At 71.6% G+C, this 20,420-nt stretch carries 11 protein-coding genes; 3 read left to right on the forward strand and 8 right to left on the reverse strand.

The genetic code is table 11. The features are described from left to right. Positions 1-81 precede the first annotated feature (81 nt). The gene (locus JOD65_RS15905) at positions 82-306 is read right to left on the reverse strand and encodes a hypothetical protein (protein ID WP_191195881.1); all 225 of its coding nucleotides are present in this window, start codon (positions 304-306) and stop codon (positions 82-84) included. 155 nt (positions 307-461) lie between these two features. Here JOD65_RS15905 and JOD65_RS15910 point away from each other — a divergent pair, with 155 nt between their 5' ends. Together JOD65_RS15910 and JOD65_RS15915 are read left to right on the forward strand one after the other, a co-directional pair. Then, positions 462-5,006, forward strand: a complete 4,545-nt coding sequence (locus tag JOD65_RS15910) for an ATP-dependent helicase (RefSeq protein WP_191195882.1) — start codon at positions 462-464, stop codon at positions 5,004-5,006. Further along, positions 4,999-5,790: a DNA-formamidopyrimidine glycosylase family protein gene (locus JOD65_RS15915; RefSeq protein ID WP_191195883.1), complete on the forward strand. Its 792-nt coding sequence runs from the start codon at positions 4,999-5,001 to the stop codon at positions 5,788-5,790. The genes JOD65_RS15910 and JOD65_RS15915 overlap by 8 nt, the downstream gene beginning before the upstream one ends. A gap of 19 nt (positions 5,791-5,809) precedes the next feature. On the opposite strand, the gene JOD65_RS15920 is transcribed toward JOD65_RS15915, so the two are convergent. Together JOD65_RS15920 and JOD65_RS15925 are read right to left on the reverse strand one after the other, a co-directional pair. Further along, the gene (locus tag JOD65_RS15920; protein WP_191195884.1) at positions 5,810-6,121 is read right to left on the reverse strand and encodes a helix-turn-helix domain-containing protein; all 312 of its coding nucleotides are present in this window, start codon (positions 6,119-6,121) and stop codon (positions 5,810-5,812) included. Positions 6,122-6,243: 122 nt separating this feature from the next. Next, entirely contained in the window at positions 6,244-6,732 is a 489-nt protein-coding gene (locus JOD65_RS15925; protein WP_191195885.1) for a CinA family protein, read from the reverse strand. Positions 6,733-6,750: 18 nt separating this feature from the next. On the opposite strand from JOD65_RS15925, the gene JOD65_RS15930 reads away from it, so the two are divergent. Then, positions 6,751-8,517: a glycoside hydrolase family 15 protein gene (locus tag JOD65_RS15930; protein WP_191195886.1), complete on the forward strand. Its 1,767-nt coding sequence runs from the start codon at positions 6,751-6,753 to the stop codon at positions 8,515-8,517. Positions 8,518-8,577: 60 nt separating this feature from the next. On the opposite strand, the gene JOD65_RS15935 is transcribed toward JOD65_RS15930, so the two are convergent. The 5 genes from JOD65_RS15935 to JOD65_RS15955 all read right to left on the reverse strand — a co-directional run bounded on the left by JOD65_RS15935 (position 8,578) and on the right by JOD65_RS15955 (position 20,402). Continuing rightward, on the reverse strand, positions 8,578-13,659 hold the full coding sequence (locus JOD65_RS15935) for an ExeM/NucH family extracellular endonuclease (protein WP_191195887.1): 5,082 nt from the start codon (positions 13,657-13,659) through the stop codon (positions 8,578-8,580). 140 nt (positions 13,660-13,799) lie between these two features. Further along, on the reverse strand, positions 13,800-14,417 hold the full coding sequence (pgsA, locus tag JOD65_RS15940) for a CDP-diacylglycerol--glycerol-3-phosphate 3-phosphatidyltransferase (protein ID WP_191195888.1): 618 nt from the start codon (positions 14,415-14,417) through the stop codon (positions 13,800-13,802). Continuing rightward, positions 14,414-15,874 carry a 30S ribosomal protein S12 methylthiotransferase RimO gene (rimO, locus tag JOD65_RS15945; protein WP_204811557.1) on the reverse strand — a complete coding sequence of 487 codons (1,461 nt, stop codon included), beginning with the start codon at positions 15,872-15,874 and terminating at the stop codon, positions 14,414-14,416. Before rimO ends, pgsA begins: the two co-directional genes overlap by 4 nt. Positions 15,875-16,008: 134 nt before the next feature. After that, positions 16,009-17,724: a helix-turn-helix domain-containing protein gene (locus JOD65_RS15950; protein ID WP_191195890.1), complete on the reverse strand. Its 1,716-nt coding sequence runs from the start codon at positions 17,722-17,724 to the stop codon at positions 16,009-16,011. Continuing rightward, positions 17,724-20,402: an FtsK/SpoIIIE family DNA translocase gene (locus JOD65_RS15955; RefSeq protein ID WP_191195891.1), complete on the reverse strand. Its 2,679-nt coding sequence runs from the start codon at positions 20,400-20,402 to the stop codon at positions 17,724-17,726. The genes JOD65_RS15950 and JOD65_RS15955 overlap by 1 nt, the downstream gene beginning before the upstream one ends. Between the last annotated feature and the right edge of the window lie 18 nt (positions 20,403-20,420).

Raw genomic sequence — 20,420 nt, forward strand, 5'->3', positions numbered from 1 at the left:
ACGGCGCGCGCTGCCGCGAGGGCGTCGCCCAAGTTGAGGATGTGCGGTCCACGCTGCGGGAGCGACGTGCGCAGGGTCCGGTCACGCGGCCGGCGCGGTCTCCAGCTCGCAGATCCGTGCCCGCAGGCTCGCCTCGGCCAGCCGCCACAGCGTGGCGGAGTGTGCGTGGCGGTGCTGCACGGCGGTGCCGGGACGCGCCCGGTCGCGACAGGCCTCCTGCTCCTCCGCGCGCTGGGCGAAGGCCTCGGCGGCGCGAGACAGCTCACGGATCACCGTGGCCGTCCCGTCGAGCATCACCGCTGTCATGCCGACAGCGTGCACGCTCGTCCGGTCGAGGTCGGCCTCCGCGCGCCAACATGCCCGATTTGGTGGCCCGGCGCCGAAGAATCAGCGGCCGGACGGGCCAGCCAGCCCCCAAAGGACGGAGACCGTTGTCGGGCCCCGGTGCAAGACTGCAGGGCATGACCGCCCTCGACCGCTTCAGCGCACCCACGCGCGAGTGGTTCGAAGCGTCCTTCGCCAGCCCCACCCCGGCGCAGGACGGCGCCTGGGACGCCATCGCCGCCGGCAAGAACGCGCTGGTCGTCGCGCCCACCGGCAGCGGCAAGACCCTCAGTGCCTTCCTCCACGCGATCGACCGGCTCCTCAGCACCGAGCGCCCCGACGACAAGACCCGCCGCACGCGCGTGCTCTACATCTCCCCGCTCAAGGCGCTCGGCGTCGACGTCGAGCGCAACCTCCGCGCCCCGCTGATCGGCATCCGCAACACCGCCGAGCGCCTCGAGACGGCCGTCCCCGACATCACCGTCGGCCTGCGCTCGGGCGACACCAGCCCCGCCGAGCGACGCAAGCTCGGCACGACGCCGCCCGACATCCTCATCACCACGCCCGAGTCGCTGTTCCTGATGCTGACCAGCCAGGCGCGCGAGACGCTCCGGGGCGTCGACACCGTCATCATCGACGAGGTCCACGCGGTCGCCGGCACCAAGCGCGGCGCCCACCTCGGCATCAGCCTGGAGCGCCTCGACCACCTGCTCGAGCGGCCGGCCCAGCGCATCGGGCTCAGCGCGACCGTCCGCCCCCTCGAGGAGGTCGCCCGCTTCCTCGGCGGCACCCAGCCCGTCGAGATCGTCTCCCCGCCCAGCACCAAGGAGTGGGACCTGCGCGTCGTCGTGCCCGTCGAGGACATGACCATGCCCGAGGAGTACGACGAGGAGTCCGGCGACCCCGGCCGATCGACGAGCATCTGGCCCCACGTGGAGGAGCACGTCGTCGACCTCGTCGAGCAGCACCGCTCCACGATCGTCTTCGCCAACTCGCGGCGCCTGGCCGAGCGGCTCACCGCCCGCCTCAACGAGATCGCGGCCGAGCGGGCCGAGCGCGCCGAGGCGGAGACCGCTGGGGCGGGGCCGACGGGGGCCGCACCGGGCAAGCCGCCCGCCCAGGTGATGGCGCAGTCCGGCCAGAGCAGCGGCGCCGAGGCCGTCATCGCCAAGGCCCACCACGGCTCGGTCTCCAAGGAGCAGCGCGCCATCATCGAGGACGACCTCAAGCGCGGCCGCCTCCCCTGCGTCGTCGCGACCAGCAGCCTCGAGCTCGGCATCGACATGGGCTCGGTCGATCTCGTCATCCAGATCGAGTCGCCACCCAGCGTCGCCAGCGCGCTCCAGCGCGTCGGTCGCGCCGGCCACCAGGTCGGCGAGGTGAGCCGGGGGGTGCTGTTCCCCAAGCACCGCGGCGACCTCGCGCAGACGGCCGTGTCGGTCGAGCGGATGCGCTCGGGTGCCATCGAGAAGATGGCGGTGCCGACCAACCCCCTCGACGTCCTGGCCCAGCAGGTCGTGGCGGCGCTCGCCATGGAGGAGTGGCAGGTCGACGAGCTGTTCTCCCTCGTCACCCGCGCCGCGTCCTACACCCAGCTCCCCCGCAGCGCCTACGACGCCACCCTCGACCTGCTCAGCGGGCGCTACCCGAGCGACGAGTTCGCCGAGCTGCGCCCGCGCATCGTCTGGGATCGCGTGACCGGCCAGCTCAGCGGGCGCCCCGGCGCCCAACGACTCGCCGTCACCAGCGGGGGCACCATCCCCGACCGGGGCCTCTTCGGCGTCTTCCTTGTCGGCGAGAAGGCCAGCCGCGTGGGCGAGCTCGACGAGGAGATGGTCTACGAGTCCCGGGTGGGCGACATCTTCGCGCTGGGCGCCACCAGCTGGCGGATCGAGGACATCACCCACGACCGGGTGCTCGTCACGCCTGCGCCGGGCATCCCGGGCCGCCTGCCGTTCTGGAAGGGCGACGCGCTCGGGCGACCCGCCGAGCTCGGAGCGGCCGTCGGTGCGTTCACCCGCGAGCTCGCCGGCAAGCCCGCGGCCAAGGCGATCGACAGCGTCCGCGAGCGCGGCCTCGACGTCAACGCCGCGACCAACCTGGTCACCTACCTCGGCGAGCAGCGCGAGGCCACCCAGGTCGTCCCCAACGACACCCAGATCGTCGTCGAGCGGTTCCGTGACGAGCTGGGCGACTGGCGCCTCGTCGTCCACTCCCCCTACGGGACGCCGGTCCACGCCCCGTGGGCGCTCGCGATCAACGCCCGGCTGCGCGAGCGCTTCGACGTCGACGGGCAGGCCGTCGCCTCCGACGACGGCATCGTGATCCGCATCCCCGACACCGACGCCGAGCCGCCCACCGGCGAGGTCATCGTCTTCGAGCCCGAGGAGATCGAGCAGCTCGTCACCCAGGAGGTCGGCGGGTCGGCGTTGTTCGCCAGCCGCTTCCGCGAGTGCGCCGCCCGCGCCCTGCTGCTCCCCCGCCGCGACCCGGGCCGACGCAGCCCGCTGTGGCAGCAGCGCCAGCGCAGCGCCCAGCTCCTCGAGGTCGCGTCGCAGTATCCAGCCTTCCCGATCGTGCTCGAGGCGGTCCGCGAGTGCCTCCAGGACGTCTACGACCTGCCGGCGCTCGTTGCCCTCCTCGGTCGTGTGCAGCGGCGCGAGGTCAACGTCCTCGACGTCGCCACGACCCAGCCCAGCCCGTTCGCCCGCAGCCTGCTCTTCGGCTACGTCGCCCAGTTCGTCTACGAGGGCGACTCCCCCATCGCCGAGCGCCGTGCCGCCGCGCTCTCCCTCGACCAGGGCCTGCTCGCCGAGCTGCTCGGCCGCGCCGAGCTCCGCGAGCTGCTCGACCCGGAGGTGCTGACCGAGGTCGAGGCCGAGCTTCAGTGGCTCGCCACCGACCGTCGCGCCCGCAACGCCGAGGCCGTCGCCGACCTGCTGCGCCTCGTCGGCCCGCTGTCGGTGGAGGAGATCCGGGCGCGGTCGGTCGACGGCGCCGACGTGGAGGGCTGGCTCGCCTCGCTCGACCGTCGCGTCGCCCTGGTCCGGATGGCCGGTGACGACCGGTGGACCGCGATCGAGGACATCGGCCGCCTGCGCGACGGGCTCGGCGTACCCGTCCCCGTCGGCACCCCCGACGCGTTCCTCCAGCTCCCCGAGGACCCGCTCGGCGACCTCGTGTCCCGCTACGCCCGCAGCCACGGACCCTTCACCACCGCCGAGGTGGCCGCCCGGCTGGGCCTCGGCGAGGCCGTCGCCCGCCAGACCCTGCAGCGCCTCGCCCACCGTGGCCGGGTGCTCGACGGGGAGTTCCGTCCCGCGGGGTCCGGCACCGAGTGGTGCGACGCCGAGGTGCTGCGCAAGCTGCGTCGTCGGTCCCTCGCGCGCCTGCGGCAGGAGATCGAGCCGGTCAGCCACGACGCGGTCGCCCGCTTCCTCCCCGCCTGGCAGCGCGTCGGCGCTTCCCTGCGTGGCGTCGACGGAGTGGTCGCCGCCATCGACCAGCTCGCCGGGTGCCCCGTGCCGGCGAGCGCCCTCGAGCCGCTGGTGCTCGCCGCCCGCGTGCGCGACTACGAGCCGTCGATGCTCGACGAGCTCACCGCGTCCGGCGAGGTCATCTGGACCGGTCACGCCCCGCTGCCCGGCAGCGACGGCTGGGTCAGCCTCCACCTCGCCGACCAGGCCCACCTGACCCTGCCCGAGGTCGAGGGCGACGAGCCCGACGGCCTCCAGCGAGCCGTCCTCGACGCGCTCGACCCGGGCGGGGCGTGGTTCTTCCGCCAGCTCGCCGACCGCGTCGGGTCGACGTCCGACGCCGACCTCAGCAGCGCACTGTGGGAGCTGACCTGGAAGGGCCTGGTCACCAACGACACCCTGGCGCCGCTGCGCGCGCTCGTCCGCAGCGGCACACCGTCCCACCGCACCCGTCGTACGCCGCCGCGGCTCGGCCGCACGACCGGCGGGCGGATGCCCGTGCGCACGGGTCCCCCTGAGACGGCCGGCCGGTGGGCGCTGATGCCCGACCGCGACGGCGACCCGACGCGACGCGCCCACGCCCGCGCCGAGCACCTCCTCGAGCGCCACGGCGTCGTCACCCGCGGCGCCGTCGTCAGCGAACGGATCGCGGGAGGGTTCGCCGGGGTCTACAAGGTGCTCAGCGCCTTCGAGGACACCGGCCGCTGCCGCCGCGGCTACTTCATCGAGGGCCTCGGGGCGGCGCAGTTCGGCAGCGCCGGTGCGATCGACAGGCTGCGCACCTTCGCCGAGCCCGACAGCGCGAGGCCCGGCACCAAGCCGTCGGTCGTCGCGCTCGCCGCGACCGACCCCGCCAGCGTCTTCGGCGCCGCCCTCCCGTGGCCCGACGCGGGCGACCTCGAGCGCACCGGCCACCGGCCGGGACGCAAGGCGGGGGCGCTGGTCGTCCTGGTCGACGGGGCGCTCACCGTCTACGTCGAGCGCGGCGGCCGCACGCTACTCACCTGGAACGACGACCTCGATGTGCTCACGCCGGCGATGCAGGCGTTGGCCGACGCCGCCCGCCGTGGGGCGCTCGGCCGGCTCACCGTCGAGAAGGCCGACGGACAGGCGTTGATCGGCAGCGGCGGGGAGACACCCATCAGGCTCGCGCTCACGGCGGCGGGCTTCCTGGCGACACCCAAGGGGTTGAGGCTGCGTGCCTGAGGGAGACACCGTCTACCGCGCGGCAGCCAAGCTCGACCGCGCCCTCACTGGTCACCGCCTGACCCTCTCCGACTTCCGCGTGCCCGCCTTCGCCACCGTCGACCTCCGCGAGGGCACTGTCATCCGCACGCTGTCCCGCGGCAAGCACCTCCTCACCCGCGTCGACCACCACCGCGCCTGGACGATCCACACCCACCTCAAGATGGAGGGCTCGTGGCACGTCTACCCCGACGGCGAGCGGTGGCGGCGCCCCGACACCCAGGTACGACTCGTGCTCGGCATCGACGGGCGCAAGGCCGTCGGGTTCCAGCTCGGCATCGTCGAGCTCGTGCCACGGGAGCAGGAGGCCGACCTGGTGGCCCACCTCGGTCCCGACCTGCTCGGCCCCGACTGGGACGAGGAGCGCGCCCTCGCCAACCTCCGCGACGAGCCGGCCCGGCCGATCGGACAGGCGTTGCTCGACCAGCGCAACCTCGCCGGCATCGGCAACATGTACATGGCCGAGCTGTGCTTCACCATGGGCGTCCACCCGGCCAGCGCCGTCGCCACCGTCGACCAGCTCCCCCGGCTCGTGCGGCGCGGGAAGCAGATGCTCGAGGTCAACAAGGAGCGGGCGATCCAGACGACGACCGGCGACCTCCGCGAGCGCGAGCGGATGTGGGTCTACCGTCGCGACAGCTCTCCGTGCCGCCGGTGCCGCACACCGATCGCGGTCACGATGCTCGGCGAGCTCGGTCGCGAGCGCGCGGCCTACTGGTGTCCCAGCTGCCAGCCCGAGCGCTAGGCCCGATCCGCCGGTCGGGTCAGGCGGCGGAGGCGACCACGTCGCCGGCCGGGCGGCCGACGCCGATCGGGGTGCGCACGACCACGCTCATGGCGGCCTCCTCGATCGACACCGCGTCGGCGACGTCGCGCAGCACGTCGGACAGCGGCAGGTCCATCGCCTGGCACAGGGACGCCAGGAGCTCGGAGGACGCTTCCTTCTGGCCGCGCTCGATCTCGGAGATGTAGCCCAGGCTCACCCGGGCCTCCGCAGAGAGCTCCCGCAGGGTCATCCCACGCTGCATCCGGGCACTGCGCAGCACGTCACCGAGCAGTCGTCGGAAGAGCACCATGCGCGAGTCCTTACTCTCTGGGATGTCCGGATGAGGGAAGTCTCTGCCCCCAACGCTACCCGAGGCCTCCTTCTTCCCGCGGGGTTACCTCGGTTTGAGCACGACAGCCCGTCCCCACGGGCTCAGTCCCGCAGCTCGTGGGCGAGGATCTCGAGCACCGCGACGCAGGATGCCTGCCGGATCGCTGCCCGGTCGCCACCGAGCGCCAGCAGCCGGGCCGTCGCCCCGGAAGGTCCGGCGATCGCGACCCACACCGTCCCGACCGCGCGACCTTCCTGCTCGTCGGGTCCGGCGACGCCGGTGGTGGCCAGGCCCCACATCGCGTCGAGTCGGTCACGTACGCCGCGGGCCATCGCGAGGGCGCACTGCTCCGAGACCACGCCGTGCTCCTGCACCACCTCGGGTGGCACGCCGAGCAGCGACACCTTCACGCGGGTGGCGTACGACACCACGCCGCCGACGAAGCTCCGCGAGGCGCCGGGCACGTCGGTGATCCGGGCCGCCAGCAGGCCGCCGGTCAGGGACTCGGCCGTCGCGAGCGTCTGGCCGCGACCGGCCAGGGTCTCGAGGACGCGCGCGGCCACGCTGCCGTCCGGCTCGGCTGACCACATGTCGGCGACACTAGCCGCATGGCACTCCCCATCGAGGACTACGCACTGATCGGTGACCGGGGCACGGCCGCCCTGGTCGGCAAGGACGGGTCGATCGACTGGCTGTGCCTTCCGCGTTTCGACTCCCCCGCCTGCTTCGCCGCGCTGCTCGGCACCGAGGAGAACGGCCGCTGGCTGCTCGCCCCTGCCGACGAGGTGGTCGCCACGTCGCGGCAGTACCTCGACGGGACTGCGTGCCTCGAGACCACCTTCACGGTCGACGACGGAGAAGTGGTGCTGCTCGACGTCATGCCGGTCGGCGACGACCGCGCCGACGTCGTACGCCGCCTCACCTGCACGCGCGGCACGGTGCGGATCCGGCACGACTGGGTGGTGCGCACCGACTACGGTCGCGTGCGGCCGTGGGTGAGCCGGGAGCAGGCGCACGGCAACGAGGTGGTCGTGGCTGTCGCCGGACCGGACAAGCTCGTGCTGCGCGGGCCGCACCTCCCCCACGGCCACGCCGGCCACCACAGCGACGAGTTCGAGATGACCGCCGGCGACGAGGTCACCTTCTCCACGACCTGGGTGCGCTCGTGGCGCGACATCCCCCGGCCGCTCGGCTTCGACGAGAGGATCGACGCCACGACCGCGCGCCAGCGCGAGTGGTCGGCCCGCTCGCCGGAGGACGTGCCGCACGCCGACATGGTGCGACGCAGCCTGCTCACCCTCCTGCTGATGACGCACGCCGAGACCGGCGGCATCGTCGCGGCGCCGACCACGTCGCTGCCGGAGGACTTCGGTGGCGAGCGCAACTGGGACTACCGCTTCTGCTGGCTGCGCGACGCAGCCCTGACGCTCGAGTCGCTGCTCGGCGCCGGCTACGCGCAGGAAGCGCTGCACTGGCGCAGCTGGCTGCTGCGGGCCGTCGCCGGCGACCCCGCCGACCTGCAGATCATGTACACCGTCGACGGTGGCCGCCAGCTGCCCGAGCGCGAGGTGCCGCACCTGCCCGGCTATGCCGACAGCCGCCCGGTGCGGATCGGCAACGGCGCGGTGTCACAGCGCCAGAACGACGTGCTGGGCGAGGTGATGATCGCGCTCGAGCTCGCCCGGGAGTCCGGCCTCGAGGAGACGCACAACTCCTGGTCCCTGCAGCGCGCACTGGTCGACGAGCTCGCCGAGCACTGGGACGAGCCCGACAACGGGCTGTGGGAGATCCGCGGGCCGCAGCGACACTTCACCCACTCCCGGATGATGGTGTGGGTGGCCTTCGACCGCGCCGTGAAGGCGGTCGAGCGCCACGGGCTCGACGGTCCGCTCGAGAGGTGGCGCGACCTGCGCGACCGGGTGCGCGAGGAGATCCTGGACAAGGGCTTCGACCACGAGCGCGGCACCTTCACGCAGCACTACGACACGACCGCTGTCGACGCCTCGCTGCTGACCATCCCGCTGGTCGGGTTCCTGCCCGGCGACGACCCGCGCGTGTTGGGCACGATCGACGCCGTGATCGCCGACCTCGACGTCGGCGGCCTGCTGCTGCGCTACCGCACCGAGACGGGGGTCGACGGGATCTCGGGCGACGAGCACCCCTTCCTGGCCTGCTCCTTCTGGCTCGTGTCCGCCCTCGCGAAGGCCGGGCGGCGTGACCAGGCGACGGAGCTGATGGACCGCCTCTGCGGCCTGGCCAACGACGTCGGCCTGCTGTCGGAGGAGTACGACGCCGGGCACGGCCGGATGGCGGGGAACTTCCCGCAGGCGTTCAGCCACCTCGCGCTCGTGCAAGCGGCCCTCGCCCTGCGCTGACACGTAAAGCGGCCCCCGCCCTGCAGTGCAGGACGGGGGCCGTTTGCCACGGGCCGAGGGTCAGCGCTTGATCTTCAGCTTCACCACCGTCTTGTCGCGCTTGACGGCGTCGTCACCGAGGTAACGCACGACCAGCTTCTTGGTGCCAGCCCGGTTGAAGGCGGGCAGCTTCACGATCGCCACACCGTTCTTCACCTTGAACCGCCAGACCTTGTCGCTGCCCTTGCGGCGGACCTTGATCCAGCCCGTGGCGGTCTCGTCGCCGGCCTTCACTTTGACCTTGAAGCGGACCTTCTCGCCCACCTGGCCCTTGGCGTCGACCACCTTGAGCTTCGGCTCCACCTTCTCCGGCTCCGGGGTCGGAGTGGTCGGCGGCGTGGTCGGCGGCGTGGTCGGCGGCGTGGTCGGCGGCGTGGTCGGCGGCGTGGTCTCGACCCTGACCTGCACCGGCACGGCAATGCTGGTGCCGGTCGTCGCGCCCGTGATGACCACGTCGTAGGTGCCTCCAGCCTCGAGCGCAGGGACCGCGAAGGTCACCGCGGCCTTGCCGGCCTCGTCGTTGCTGTTGCCGTCGCCGGCGGGGTTCGCCGTGTTGTCGACAGCGAACTCGCCGACCGACGTGCCGTCGAACGACACCTCGACCTTCGCGTCCTGCAGGTCACCGGCGCCCGTCATCGCGAGCGACGACAGGTTCATCACCACCGAGTCGCCGACGGCGTACTCGTCGGCCACACCGGAGACACCGACCGCGCGCTGGGCGTAGTCGACCTCGAGCGGGTCGGCGTCGGGGGCGAACTCAGCCATGTAGTCGACCATGGCCTGCAGGTCCACCTTGCCGCTGTCGCGCTTGTTAGTCGCCTCGGCGAACGCGAAGAAGTTGTCACCGGTGCCGGAGGCGAGGAACGCGTTGGCCGCCACCTTGTAGGTGCCGGTGGCAACGAGCTCGACCCCGTCGAGCCTCATCCCCGTGATCCGATCGCCCTCGGGACGGGTCGGGTCGTAGGTGTACTCGAACCCGTCCGAGAGACCCAGCTTCAGGAACGGTCGGGCCGGGATGGTCCCGTTGGCGTTGCGCTGCCACTGCTGCTCGAGCACCTTCTTGATCGACGCACCGGTGAGGTCCATCGTCACGAGGGTGTTGGCGAACGGCTGCACGTCGGCGGCGTTCTTGTACGTCAGCGTGCGCGGGTAGTCAGTACCCGTGCCGAGCATGTCGGCGCGGAGACCGCCCGGGTTCATGAACGCGATCTCCGCGTCCGTCGCCCATCTCTGCACCTCAGCGACCTTGTTGCCCAGGGTGGACTCGCCGCCCCGGTTCTCGGCACCGCCGACGAACTTGGCCCGCGAGAACCCGGCCTCGATCTTGCCCAACGGCTGGGCACCCAGGACGGCCGCCTGGCTGTTGGCCGCGGTGACGATGGCTTGCGTGGCAGCGTCACCCGTGGCCGGGAACTGCGCCGTGGTGACGATCTCCTGGGTCTTCGCCTGGACCTCGCCGGTGGCGTTGTCGACCGTGAAGACCAGCTTGTTGAGGTTCTCTCCGTACTGGCCGGCCGAGACGACGGGGCGCTCGGTCACCGCCCGGCCCTCGGTCGCCCATGCGGGGACCGGCACCGAGTGGTTGTAGGCCAGGTGGGTGTGGCCGGAGATGATCGCGTCCACGTCAGCGTTCACGCCGTTGACGATCTTGCCGAACGCGGAGCTCGGGTTGGTCGCGGAGGCCAGCGACGTGGTCGTCGCGCCCTCGTGCACGAGCAGGACGACGACGTCCGCTCCTTCGTCCTTCAGGTCCTCGGCCGCCGCGTTCGTGGCGCCGACGATGTCGGTCACCTCGATGTCGGCGATTCCGTCGCCCCCGACCAGCGAGGGGAGGTCCTCGGTGACCGCGCCGACGAAACCGACCTGGACGTCACCGAAGTCGCGGATCCAGGTGCCCTCGAGGGCGTCGGAGCCGTCGTCCTTGAACTTGACGTTGGCACCTAGGTACTGCCACTCGGCGCCGCCCTCGGGGTTCGTGGTGGCGTCGTAGGGAGCCATGATGCGGTCGACCAGGTCGTCGTAGCCGGCGTCGAACTCGTGGTTGCCCACTGCCGACACCTCCAGACCGGCCTCGTTCATCACGTCGATGGTCGGCTTGTCGTGCTGGATGAACGACTCGAACGTCGTCGCACCGACCAGGTCACCCGCAGCCGCGAAGACGGTGTCGGGGTTGGCCTTGCGGGCAGCCTTCACCGCTGCCGCGAGACGCGGACCAGCAGCCAGACGACCGTGGTAGTCGTTGGTGCCGATGATCTGCACCTTGGTGATCGGGTCGTCCTTCTTCAGACCAAGGACGACCGGGTCGTGGTCGGAGGAGCGGTACGGGCCCTCGGCGTGGAAGTCGGTCCCGTGGTAGTTCCAGCGGCTGTACTCAAGCGCCAGGGACTCGCCCGAGTTGATGTTCCAGATGTCGGTGCCGGTCGAGCGCTCGAGCGCCTCGTCGTTCACCAGGATGTGGTCCAGCGAGCCCGAGAGGCCGGAGAACGAGTAGGAGTACTCGCCGTTGCCGAAGTGCTGCTCCACATTGGTGTACTTCGCGTCGTACAGGACCTTCAGCGGGTCCTCCATGGCGTAGGAGTTGAAGTCGCCACCGAGGACGACGGACTCCACGCCCGTCTCGGTCTGCAGCCCCGCGACCCAGTCGCGCAGCGCAGTCGCCTGCAGCACGCGGGAGCCGTTGGACGCGCCCTGGCCGTCGCCTGAGTCGCCGTCGCCCGGGTTGGGACCGGCCGAACCCTTGGACTTGAAGTGGTTGATGACGAAGAGGAACGGGTCGCCGCCCGACTTCGCCTCGAACACCTGGCCCAGCGGCTCACGCGCGTTGTCGAACGCCTCACCGGCGTCGCTCAGGGTGCCGAGCGCACGGGACTCACCCACACGGTCGACGCTGGCGGGCTTGTAGATGATCGCGTTGGTGATCACGTCCATGCCGCTGGCCGGGAGCTCGGACGAGGACGGGTTGGCCGCCCAGGTGCCGGCACCGGCGTCCGCGTTGAGCGCCGCCACGAGGCTGTTGGTCGCCTCGTCCGCAGTCTCACCGAGGGTCTTCGAGTTCTCGATCTCGAGCAGGCCGACGACGTCCGCGTCGAGGGCGTTGATCGCCTTGACGATCTTGGACTGCTGGCGCTCGAAGTCCTGGGGGTCCCAGGCTCCGCGCTGGTCGCACCCGCTGTTGACGGAGTTGCCGTCGTCGTTGCGGTCGCGGAACGGCGTGCAACCACCGTCACCGACGTTGTCGTCGTCGGCGTCACCGAGCGTGGTGAAGTAGTTGAGCACGTTGAACGAGGCGACCTTGAGGTCGGCGTCGCCGGTCTCGTTGATCAGCGCCTCGTCCGGAGCGGCCGTCCGGGTGTTCTCGAACGTCGCCGGGGAGCCCGCGTTGCCGGGGCCGACGACGGTCGTCAGCGGCTGGAAGCGGTAGGTGGGCGCGCTGGGCGAGCCACCCTGGGTGAAGATCACGTCCTCGGTGAACGTCGCCTTGGCGCCGACCCGGACGGGGTCGGTCGTCGAGACGTAGGGGGGCGTGAGGTTGCCGTTGAGCAGGCAGCCCGTGGGACGCGGGGTGCACGCGGCAGCGTCGCCGGACAGCAGGAAGTTGGTCGACGCGCCGTCGTCCAGGACGACCGCGCGTGCCAGGTTGTCGGCCTCGGTCGCGCTGGAGCCGGCCGGCCCGGGGCGCTCGACCTCGGTGCGCTGGATCAGGGGCTTGGTGCCCTGCGCCAGACCGACCTCGCCGAAGTTGTTGGTCGAGAAGGTGTTGCTGATCGTGAAGTTGCCGGTCGGGCGGTAGCGCATGCCCTCGAGCGACTCCTTCTCAGCTGCGGCGCGCGGCCAGGAGGCCGTGGTGGTGGTGACGACGGGGGCCGGGGTCTCGGAGAGCACCTGGATGCCGGCCGGGACGACCTCGATCTGGGTGGCGCCGGCGAACTCGGCGACGGTGCCCGTGACCTCGACGTAGCTGCCCGGAGCAGCCGTGACCGACCCGGTCGTCTGGCGCACGAAGACCGCGTCCGACGCGGTGTGCGTGGCGAGGTCGATGTTGGCGGCGCCCGTGCCCGGCGTCTGGATGTAGAACCCGAAGAAGCCGCCGCTCGGGTACGCAGCGGTGACGATGCCCCGGGTGGTGACGGTGGTGCCCACGATCGGCGAGGTGGCGCCGGCGCCCTGGACCTCGTCGATCGCGATGGTGCCGGCCGGGTTCACCGTGATCTTGAAGGTCGTGGTGGCCGTCGCGTCAGCGGCGTCCTCGGCCGTGACGGTCACGTTGGACACGCCGGCGGTGGTCGGGGTGCCCGTGACCTCGCCGGTCGTGCCATCGATCGTCACGCCGGCCGGGAGACCAGTGGCGGACCAGGAGTACGGCGTGGTGCCGCCCGTGGCGGTAACGGTGAACGGGGTGATGGGCTGCCCGACGATGGCGCTCTTGTTTGCGACAGTGCCGACGGCGGGGCCGTTGCCCACGGCTCCTGCGGTCGGCGACGGCGCGGCCAGCGAGAAGTCCGCGGAGTTGTTGTCGGAGTCGGTGCCCGCAGCGCTGCGGTTGAGCGAGGACGTCGTGGTCGCCGTTCCCGCCGGAGCGGTCTCGAACGTCGTGGAGCCGGCAGCACCCACCATGTCGAGGATGCCGGCGGTAGTCCCCGCCGTTCCTGCCACGTCCCCGGAGACGGCGAGGGAGGTCGAGCTGGTCTGCAGCAGGACCTGGCCGCCCGCGCCCGCCATCGCGAACGCAGGCGATGCCACCTGGTTCGGGGGCGGGAGCGCGGCACCGCCCGCGCCCGTGGCCGACATCTGGACGAGCCAGGTGCCGTTGGCAGGCACGGAACCCGCCAGGGCGAAGGGAACTGCGCCGGGCGAACCGCTGGCGGAGCGGTACGCGATGTACTTGCCGCTCAGGTCGATCGGGGAACCGGTGGGGTTCTTCAGCTCCACGAAGTCCGCGTTGTAGACGGCGCCGTTGTTGCCGCCGGCACCGTAGACCTCATTGATGACGAGGCCAGTGCCTCCGGGATTCGCGGACGCTGCTATCGGGGTGAGTCCGGCCGCCAAGATGGCCAGACCTGCTCCTGCCGCGATACGACGCGGCGAGGGGAGCGGTGCGCGCATGGGTGCTCCGAGTCTTCAGGGTTGATGTGACCGACGCATCTTCACCCATGGATCTCGGATTCGGGCCCAGAGCCGCGAACCTTTTCCTTCGATTGTTGCCAAAAGTTCACATCGCTCTTCGTCGCGATGTGACCTACGTCTCAGACGCGGGAGGCCCTTTGCCTGCGGACGTCGCGGAAGAACTCGTAGCCGGACCACATCGTCATCGCGACCGCGGCGGCCAGCATGATCTGGGCAAGGTAGAAGAGCCCCTCACCGAGCAGACCGGGCCAGAAGTCGAAGGCCCCTCCGTGCGCGTCGCCGTGGGGCAACGGCATGATCAGGCCGGCGAGCGCGACCCCCTGCAGGACGGTCTTGACCTTGCCACTCTGCGCGGCGGCGATGACGACGTCCTTCAGGATCGACAGCCGAAGCAGCGTCACGCTCCACTCGCGCAGCAGCACGATGATCGTCACCCACCACCAGATGTCGCCGACGATCGAGAGGCCGATGAACGCCATGCCCGTGATCGCCTTGTCGGCGATCGGGTCGGCGATCTTGCCGAAGTCGGTGATCAGGTTGTGCTTGCGCGCCAGGTCGCCGTCGATCTTGTCGGTGATCATCGCGACCGCGAACAGCCCGAAGGCGATCCAGCGCCACGTGGGGTCGTTGCCGCCGTCGTACAGCAGCGCCCAGCCGAAGAACGGCACCATGACGATGCGCAGCGTGGTCAGCACGTTGGCGATGTTGAAGTTGGAGACCTGGTGGTCAGTGCTCATGCCGGGACTCCGTCCGTGCGTGCGATCAGGTCAACCCCGTCGGTGCCCGTGACGGTGGCCGTCACCAGGTCGCCGACGAGCGCGCGACCGGCGCCAGTCAACATCGTCGTACCGTCGACCTCCGGTCCCTGGTGGGCCGCCCGGCCCTCCACGACGTCGTCGTCGACGGACTCGACCAGCACGACCACCTGCTCGCCGATGCGCTCCTCGGCGCGCTGCGCGTTGAGCTCCTCGACGAGGGTGGTGACGTGCTCGGTGCGGGCGCGGATCTCGTCTTCGTCGAGCTTGAGGTCGTCGGCGAAGCCGGCAGCCTCGGTGCCGTCCTCGTCGGAGTAGCCGAAGACGCCCGTGACGTCCATCCGTGCCGCGACCAGGAAGTCGCACAGGGTCTGCAGCTCGTCCTCGGTCTCACCGGGGAAGCCGACGATGACGTTGGACCGTACGCCGGCCAGCGGGGCAAGCGAGCGGATCTGCTCGAGCAGGCCGAGGAAGCTGTCGGGGTCGCCGAACCGGCGCATCCTTCGCAGCGCCGCAGCGCTGGCGTGCTGGAAGGAAAGGTCGAAGTAGGGCACCACGCCGGGCGTCGAGGCGATCGCCTCGATGAGGCCGGGACGCGTCTCGGCGGGCTGCAGGTAGGACACACGCACCCGCTCGATGCCGTCGATGCCGCTCAGCTCGGGCAGCAGCGTCTCCAGCAGCCGGAGGTCGCCGAGGTCCTTGCCGTAGGACGTGGAGTTCTCGCTGACGAGGAAGAGCTCCTTGACACCCTGCGTGGCCAGCCACTGGCCCTCCTGCAGGACGTCGCTGGGACGGCGGCTCACGAACGAGCCGCGGAAGCTCGGGATGGCACAGAAGGAGCAGCGCCGGTCGCAGCCGCTGGCCAGCTTGAGCGGAGCCATCGGGCCGGCGTCGAGGCGACGGCGTACGGCGCGCGGGCCCGTCGCGGGCGCACCCGCACCGATCTCGGCAACGTCACCGACCTCGGGCCGGTCCTGGTGCCCCGGCACGGAGATCCCGGAGGCGTCGCGCTCGACCGGCGAGATCGGCAGCAGCCGTCGGCGGTCTGACGGCGTGTGCGGGTGGTGGGTCTCCCCGCCGACGATCGCCCGCAGCTTCGAGGCGATGTCGGGGTAGTCGTCGAAGCCGAGGACCGCGTCGGCCTCGGGAAGCGACTCGGCGAGGTCCTTGCCGTACCTCTCGGCCAGGCAGCCCACCGCGACGACGGCCTGGGCGCGGCCGCCGTGACCGGCGGACGCCTTGAGGTCGGCCGCCTCGAGCAGCGTGTCGACCGAGTCCTTCTTCGCGGCCTCGACGAAACCGCAGGTGTTGACCACCACGGTATCGGCGTCCTCCGCGTCGTCGACCAGCACGAAGCCGCCGGCCTCGAGCCGTCCGGCCAGCTCCTCGGAGTCGACCTCGTTGCGGGCGCACCCGAGGGTGACCACAGCAACGTTCAGCGGAGTCGGGGGAAGCTCTGTATCAATCGTCATCGCACCGTGAGTATGCCCGTTCCGGCCCCGCCGACCGCCATCCCCGGCGCCAGTGATCGCCGGCTGACCGGGGATCGCTGAAGAACGGGCCGGCGAGCGCATCAGTCGGTGACGAAGGTGCCCTGACCGGCGACGCCGGACTCGCCGACCGGGCGGGCGTCGCCGCCGGCCAGCGAGACGGTGACGGCACCGTCGGAGGACATCACGCGCACCGGGGGCGAGGCCTTGAGCTCGCGGGTCTGGCCCACGGCGAGGTTGCCCTTGAAGACCTGCTCCCCCGCGCCGTCCCGTACGACGACCTGGGCGCCGCCCGACGCCGCGCTGACGACGACCGCGACCGGCTCAGCCAGCGGGGCCGTGCCGGCGCCCTGCGGACCGCCAGAGCCGTTGAGGACAGGCGTGGCGCCGCGCAGCTCGGGCGGGGTGTCCATGACCAGCCGGGCGATCGACCAGGCGAGCACGAGGGCCATGACGACGGCGACGAGCACCGACCAGTTGGGGCCGCCGCGCGTGCCGCGGATGGAGCCGTGGGCGCCCGTGGCGAGCTCCGCCTCGAAGACGCGGCGCGGGTTGATGGGCGCGCGGGCGTAGCGCTCGTCGTACGACGCCAGCAGCGGCGCGACGTCGATGCCGAGGACGCGGGCGAGCGTGCGCAGGTGTCCGCGGGCGTAGAAGTCGCCACCGCAGGGCTCGAAGTCGTCGACCTCGACGGCCTCGATCACATGCGGACGGATGCGGGTGCGGTCGGCCAGCTGGTCGACGGTCAGGCCGAGGCGGGTGCGGGCCGCGGCGAGCTCAGGGCCGATGACCGGGTCCTCTGCAGGCTCGACCTCGAAGTCGTCGAGCACCAGCGGCTCCACCGGCTCCCCCGGCCGGGCAATCGCGCGGACGCGGTCGCCCCAGGACTGGGTCTCCTCCACGAGGCTGACCCGACCGGGGCGGCGCAGCTCACGACCCTCCGGCTCGTCCTCGTCGACGACGACGTCGCGCCGCACCTCGGAGCGCCGGGCTGCGCCGGTCTCGCGGAGCGCGGCCGGCGTCGGGCTGGCGACGACGACTGGCACGCCGACCTCGGGCGCCGAGGACGCAGATGCCTCGGTGACCTCGGTGACCTCGGTGACCTCGGTGTCCTCGGTGACCTCGGTGGCCTCGGGCGCCTGGGTCTCGTCGACGGGCTCTGCGGCCTCGACGGTCTCGGAGTCCTCGACCTCGGCGGCGGCCGGCTCGAGGACGACGATCTGGCTGGCGTCGCGCGCGACGCGGCCGAGGGCCTCGGTCAGGTCGCCGTCCGCGCCGATGACGCGCGTCGAGAGCCCGAGCGGGACGGCGAACGGGGCGCCGTGCAACAGGCGGGAGATGCTGGTGTGGCGCTTGCCTGCGCCGGTGAGCTCGGCCTCGATCAGCTCGAGGTTGTGGGGGACGACGACCAGGCGGCCGTCGCGCAGCAGGCCCTGCCGCGGCGTGTGCTCCACGTGGTGCACCGCCGTCCACGGCAGCCCCCGCCAGGTGCGGCCGAGGCGGATCCGGATGCCCTGCGCGTCGGCGACGAGCAGCGGGGTGCGGGCGTCGACGAGGCCGACGAGCCAGTAGGCGCCCAGGAGCCCCATCGCGACCACGAAGGCCCAGTCGAGCACCGACCCGGTCTGGGTGGCGCGACCGAGGTAGGCGATGGCGACCGCGGAGGCGGTCAGCCCGACCCCGGCGGCGACGGCCGCGCTGCGGCGTACCTCCACCGCGTCGGGAGCGACGGCGAGCGACTCGTGCTCCCCGGTCTCGGTCCAGCTGGTGTCGTCCTCGTGCACTGCTGCGGCGCCCATCAGGCTCCTCCCTCCAACGTGGCGATCACGGAATCGAGCTCGTCCGGCTTGACCAGGACGTCGCGGGCCTTGGAGCCCTCACTGGGTCCGACGACCCCGCGGCTCTCGAGGATGTCCATCAGCCGGCCCGCCTTGGCGAATCCGACGCGCAGCTTGCGCTGGAGCATCGAGGTCGAGCCGAACTGCGTGGAGACGATCAGCTCGATGGCCTGCACCACGAGCTCCATGTCGTCGCCGATGTCGTCGTCGAGCTCGCGCTTGGACTCCTTCGGCGCCGTTACCTCTTCGATGTAGGTCGGCTCGAGCTGGTCCTTGCAGTGCTTGACGACCTGGTGGATCTCCGCCTCGGTGACCCACGCGCCCTGGACGCGCACGGGCTTGGACGCGCCCATCGGCAGGAAGAGACCGTCACCCTGGCCGACCAGCTTCTCCGCGCCCGGTTGGTCGAGGATGACGCGGCTGTCGCCGAGCGAGCTCGTCGCGAACGCGAGCCTCGACGGCACGTTGGCCTTGATCAGGCCGGTCACCACGTCGACCGAGGGCCGCTGCGTGGCGAGCACCAGGTGGATGCCAGCCGCGCGGGCCAGCTGGGTGATGCGGACGACCGAGTCCTCGACGTCGCGCGGCGAGACCATCATCAGGTCGGCCAGCTCGTCGACGATGACGAGGAGGTAGGGGTACGGCGTCAGCGTGCGCTCGCTGCCCGCGGGAACCTCGACCTTGCCGGCCCGCACCGCCTTGTTGAAGTCGTCGATGTGACGGAAGCCGAAGTTGGCCAGGTCGTCGTAGCGCATGTCCATCTCACGCACGACCCAGGCCAGCGCCTCGGCGGCCTTCTTGGGGTTGGTGATGATCGGGGTGATCAGGTGCGGCACGCCCTCGTAGGCGTTGAGCTCCACCCGCTTCGGGTCGACCATGATCATCCGCACCTCGTCGGGCGTGGACCGCATCAGGATCGAGGTGATCAGCGAGTTGATGAAGCTCGACTTTCCGGAGCCGGTCGCACCGGCGACCAGCAGGTGCGGCATCTTCGCCATGTTGGCCACGACGAAACCGCCCTCGACGTCCTTGCCGAGCCCGGCCACCATCGGGTGGTGGTCCGAGCGTGCGGTGGTGGACCGGAGCACGTCGCCGAGGGAGACGATCTCCTTGTCGATGTTGGGGATCTCGATGCCGATCGCCGACTTGCCGGGGATCGGGCTGAGGATCCGGACGTCGGCGGACGCGACGGCGTAGGCGATGTTCTTCGACAGCGCCGTGACCTTCTCGACCTTCACCGCCGGGCCGAGCTCGACCTCGTAGCGGGTGACCGTCGGGCCACGGGTGTAGCCGGTGACGGTGGCGTCGATGCTGAACTCGTCCATCACCTGCATCAGCCGCTCGACGACCGCGTCGCTGGCCTTCGAGCGTGCCTTGTGCGGCGAGCCGGGCTTGAGCGAGGAGTTGTCGGGCAGCGAGTAGGTGATGTCGCCGGACAGCGCGAGCTGCTCCACGCGGGCCGGTAGCGGCGTGTGCGGCGGCGGTTCGACGGGTCCGGTGTCGTCCTTGCCGCCGCCCACTGCGGTGGGGGCCACGGCCGGGGTGACCGCGGTGGGGGCGTCGGCCGAGGAGTCACCGGAGTCGATCGGGTCGGCGAACAGGTCGATCCCGTAGTCCTCCTGAGGCTCTGCCCCCTCGTCGGCCCCAGCCTTCTTCCTGCGACGCTTGCGCAGCTCGCGGTCACTGAGGACCGGGCTGTCGTAGGCGGGATCGCCCATCTCGGGGTCGATGTCGTCGTCCAGCATCGAGCGGCGGCGCGTGCGCACCGGCTTGGTGGGGTCGTCGTCCTCCGCCTCGCGGGCCGGGGTGCGGCCCAGAGCCTTGTCGCGCAGCTCGGCGAGCCGGACCGGGACCTGGTAGACGGGCGTCGCGGTGATGATGAGGACGCCGAAGACCGCCAGCAACGTCAGCAGCGGCACGACGACGTACGTCGTCTGCATGAGGTCAAGCAGCAGGCTCGAGGTGACGTAGCCGACGGCGCCGCCGGCCTCCTGGAGGTTGGTGGCGTCGCCGAGCACCGGCTGCGGGTTGCCGTTGGCGATGTGCACGATGCCGAGCAGCCCGAGCGTGAAGGCGGCCCACCCGATCACCTGTCGCCCGGCGGGACCGTTGCGCTCGGGGTCGCGCAGGGTGCGCCAGCCGGCGTAGACCAGGAACAGCGGCACGAACCAGCCGACCTTGCCGACCGCGCCCGACGTCACGGATCGGGCGAAGTCCATCACCCCACCCGGCAGCTGCCACCACACGGCGGCCGCGACGACCATGGCGAGGCCGAAGAGGAACAGGCCGACGCCGTCACGGCGGTGCTCGGGGTCCAGGTCGCGGGCGGACCGCCCGATCGACCGCGCGACCGCGCCGACGGCGTGGGCCATGCCGAGCCACACGGCTGCGACACCTCGCCCCAGCACGCCGAAGCTGCGCGCGACCGGACCGGGGCCGCTCCTGACGGCACGGGGCGCCGGGCGTGAGCCCGAACGGCGTGCGGACGCGCTGGAGCCGCTCCGGCCCTTCGCTGAGGAGCGAGGGGCGGGGCGCTTGCTGGTACTCCGTGATCGGGTGCTCGAACCCTTGGTGGTGCGCTTGGATCCAGACGTGCTCGAGCTCCGCGACCCCGGCGGGGAAGACGTACGGGTCGCCATGGTCCGACCCTACGGCCA

This window comes from Nocardioides cavernae (genome assembly GCF_016907475.1).
GTDB classification, from domain to species: domain Bacteria; phylum Actinomycetota; class Actinomycetes; order Propionibacteriales; family Nocardioidaceae; genus Nocardioides; species Nocardioides cavernae.

Bases quoted from the DNA above. Each gene is read 5' to 3' on its own strand.
- JOD65_RS15905 (WP_191195881.1), bottom strand. From the start codon at position 306: ATGACAGCGGTGATGCTCGACGGGACGGCCACGGTGATCCGTGAGCTG.
- JOD65_RS15910 (WP_191195882.1), top strand. From the start codon at position 462: ATGACCGCCCTCGACCGCTTCAGCGCACCCACGCGCGAGTGGTTCGAA.
- JOD65_RS15920 (WP_191195884.1), bottom strand. From the start codon at position 6,121: ATGGTGCTCTTCCGACGACTGCTCGGTGACGTGCTGCGCAGTGCCCGG.
- JOD65_RS15925 (WP_191195885.1), bottom strand. From the start codon at position 6,732: ATGTGGTCAGCCGAGCCGGACGGCAGCGTGGCCGCGCGCGTCCTCGAG.
- JOD65_RS15930 (WP_191195886.1), top strand. From the start codon at position 6,751: ATGGCACTCCCCATCGAGGACTACGCACTGATCGGTGACCGGGGCACG.
- JOD65_RS15935 (WP_191195887.1), bottom strand. From the start codon at position 13,659: ATGCGCGCACCGCTCCCCTCGCCGCGTCGTATCGCGGCAGGAGCAGGT.
- pgsA (WP_191195888.1), bottom strand. From the start codon at position 14,417: ATGAGCACTGACCACCAGGTCTCCAACTTCAACATCGCCAACGTGCTG.
- JOD65_RS15950 (WP_191195890.1), bottom strand. From the start codon at position 17,724: ATGGGCGCCGCAGCAGTGCACGAGGACGACACCAGCTGGACCGAGACC.
- JOD65_RS15955 (WP_191195891.1), bottom strand. From the start codon at position 20,402: ATGGCGACCCGTACGTCTTCCCCGCCGGGGTCGCGGAGCTCGAGCACG.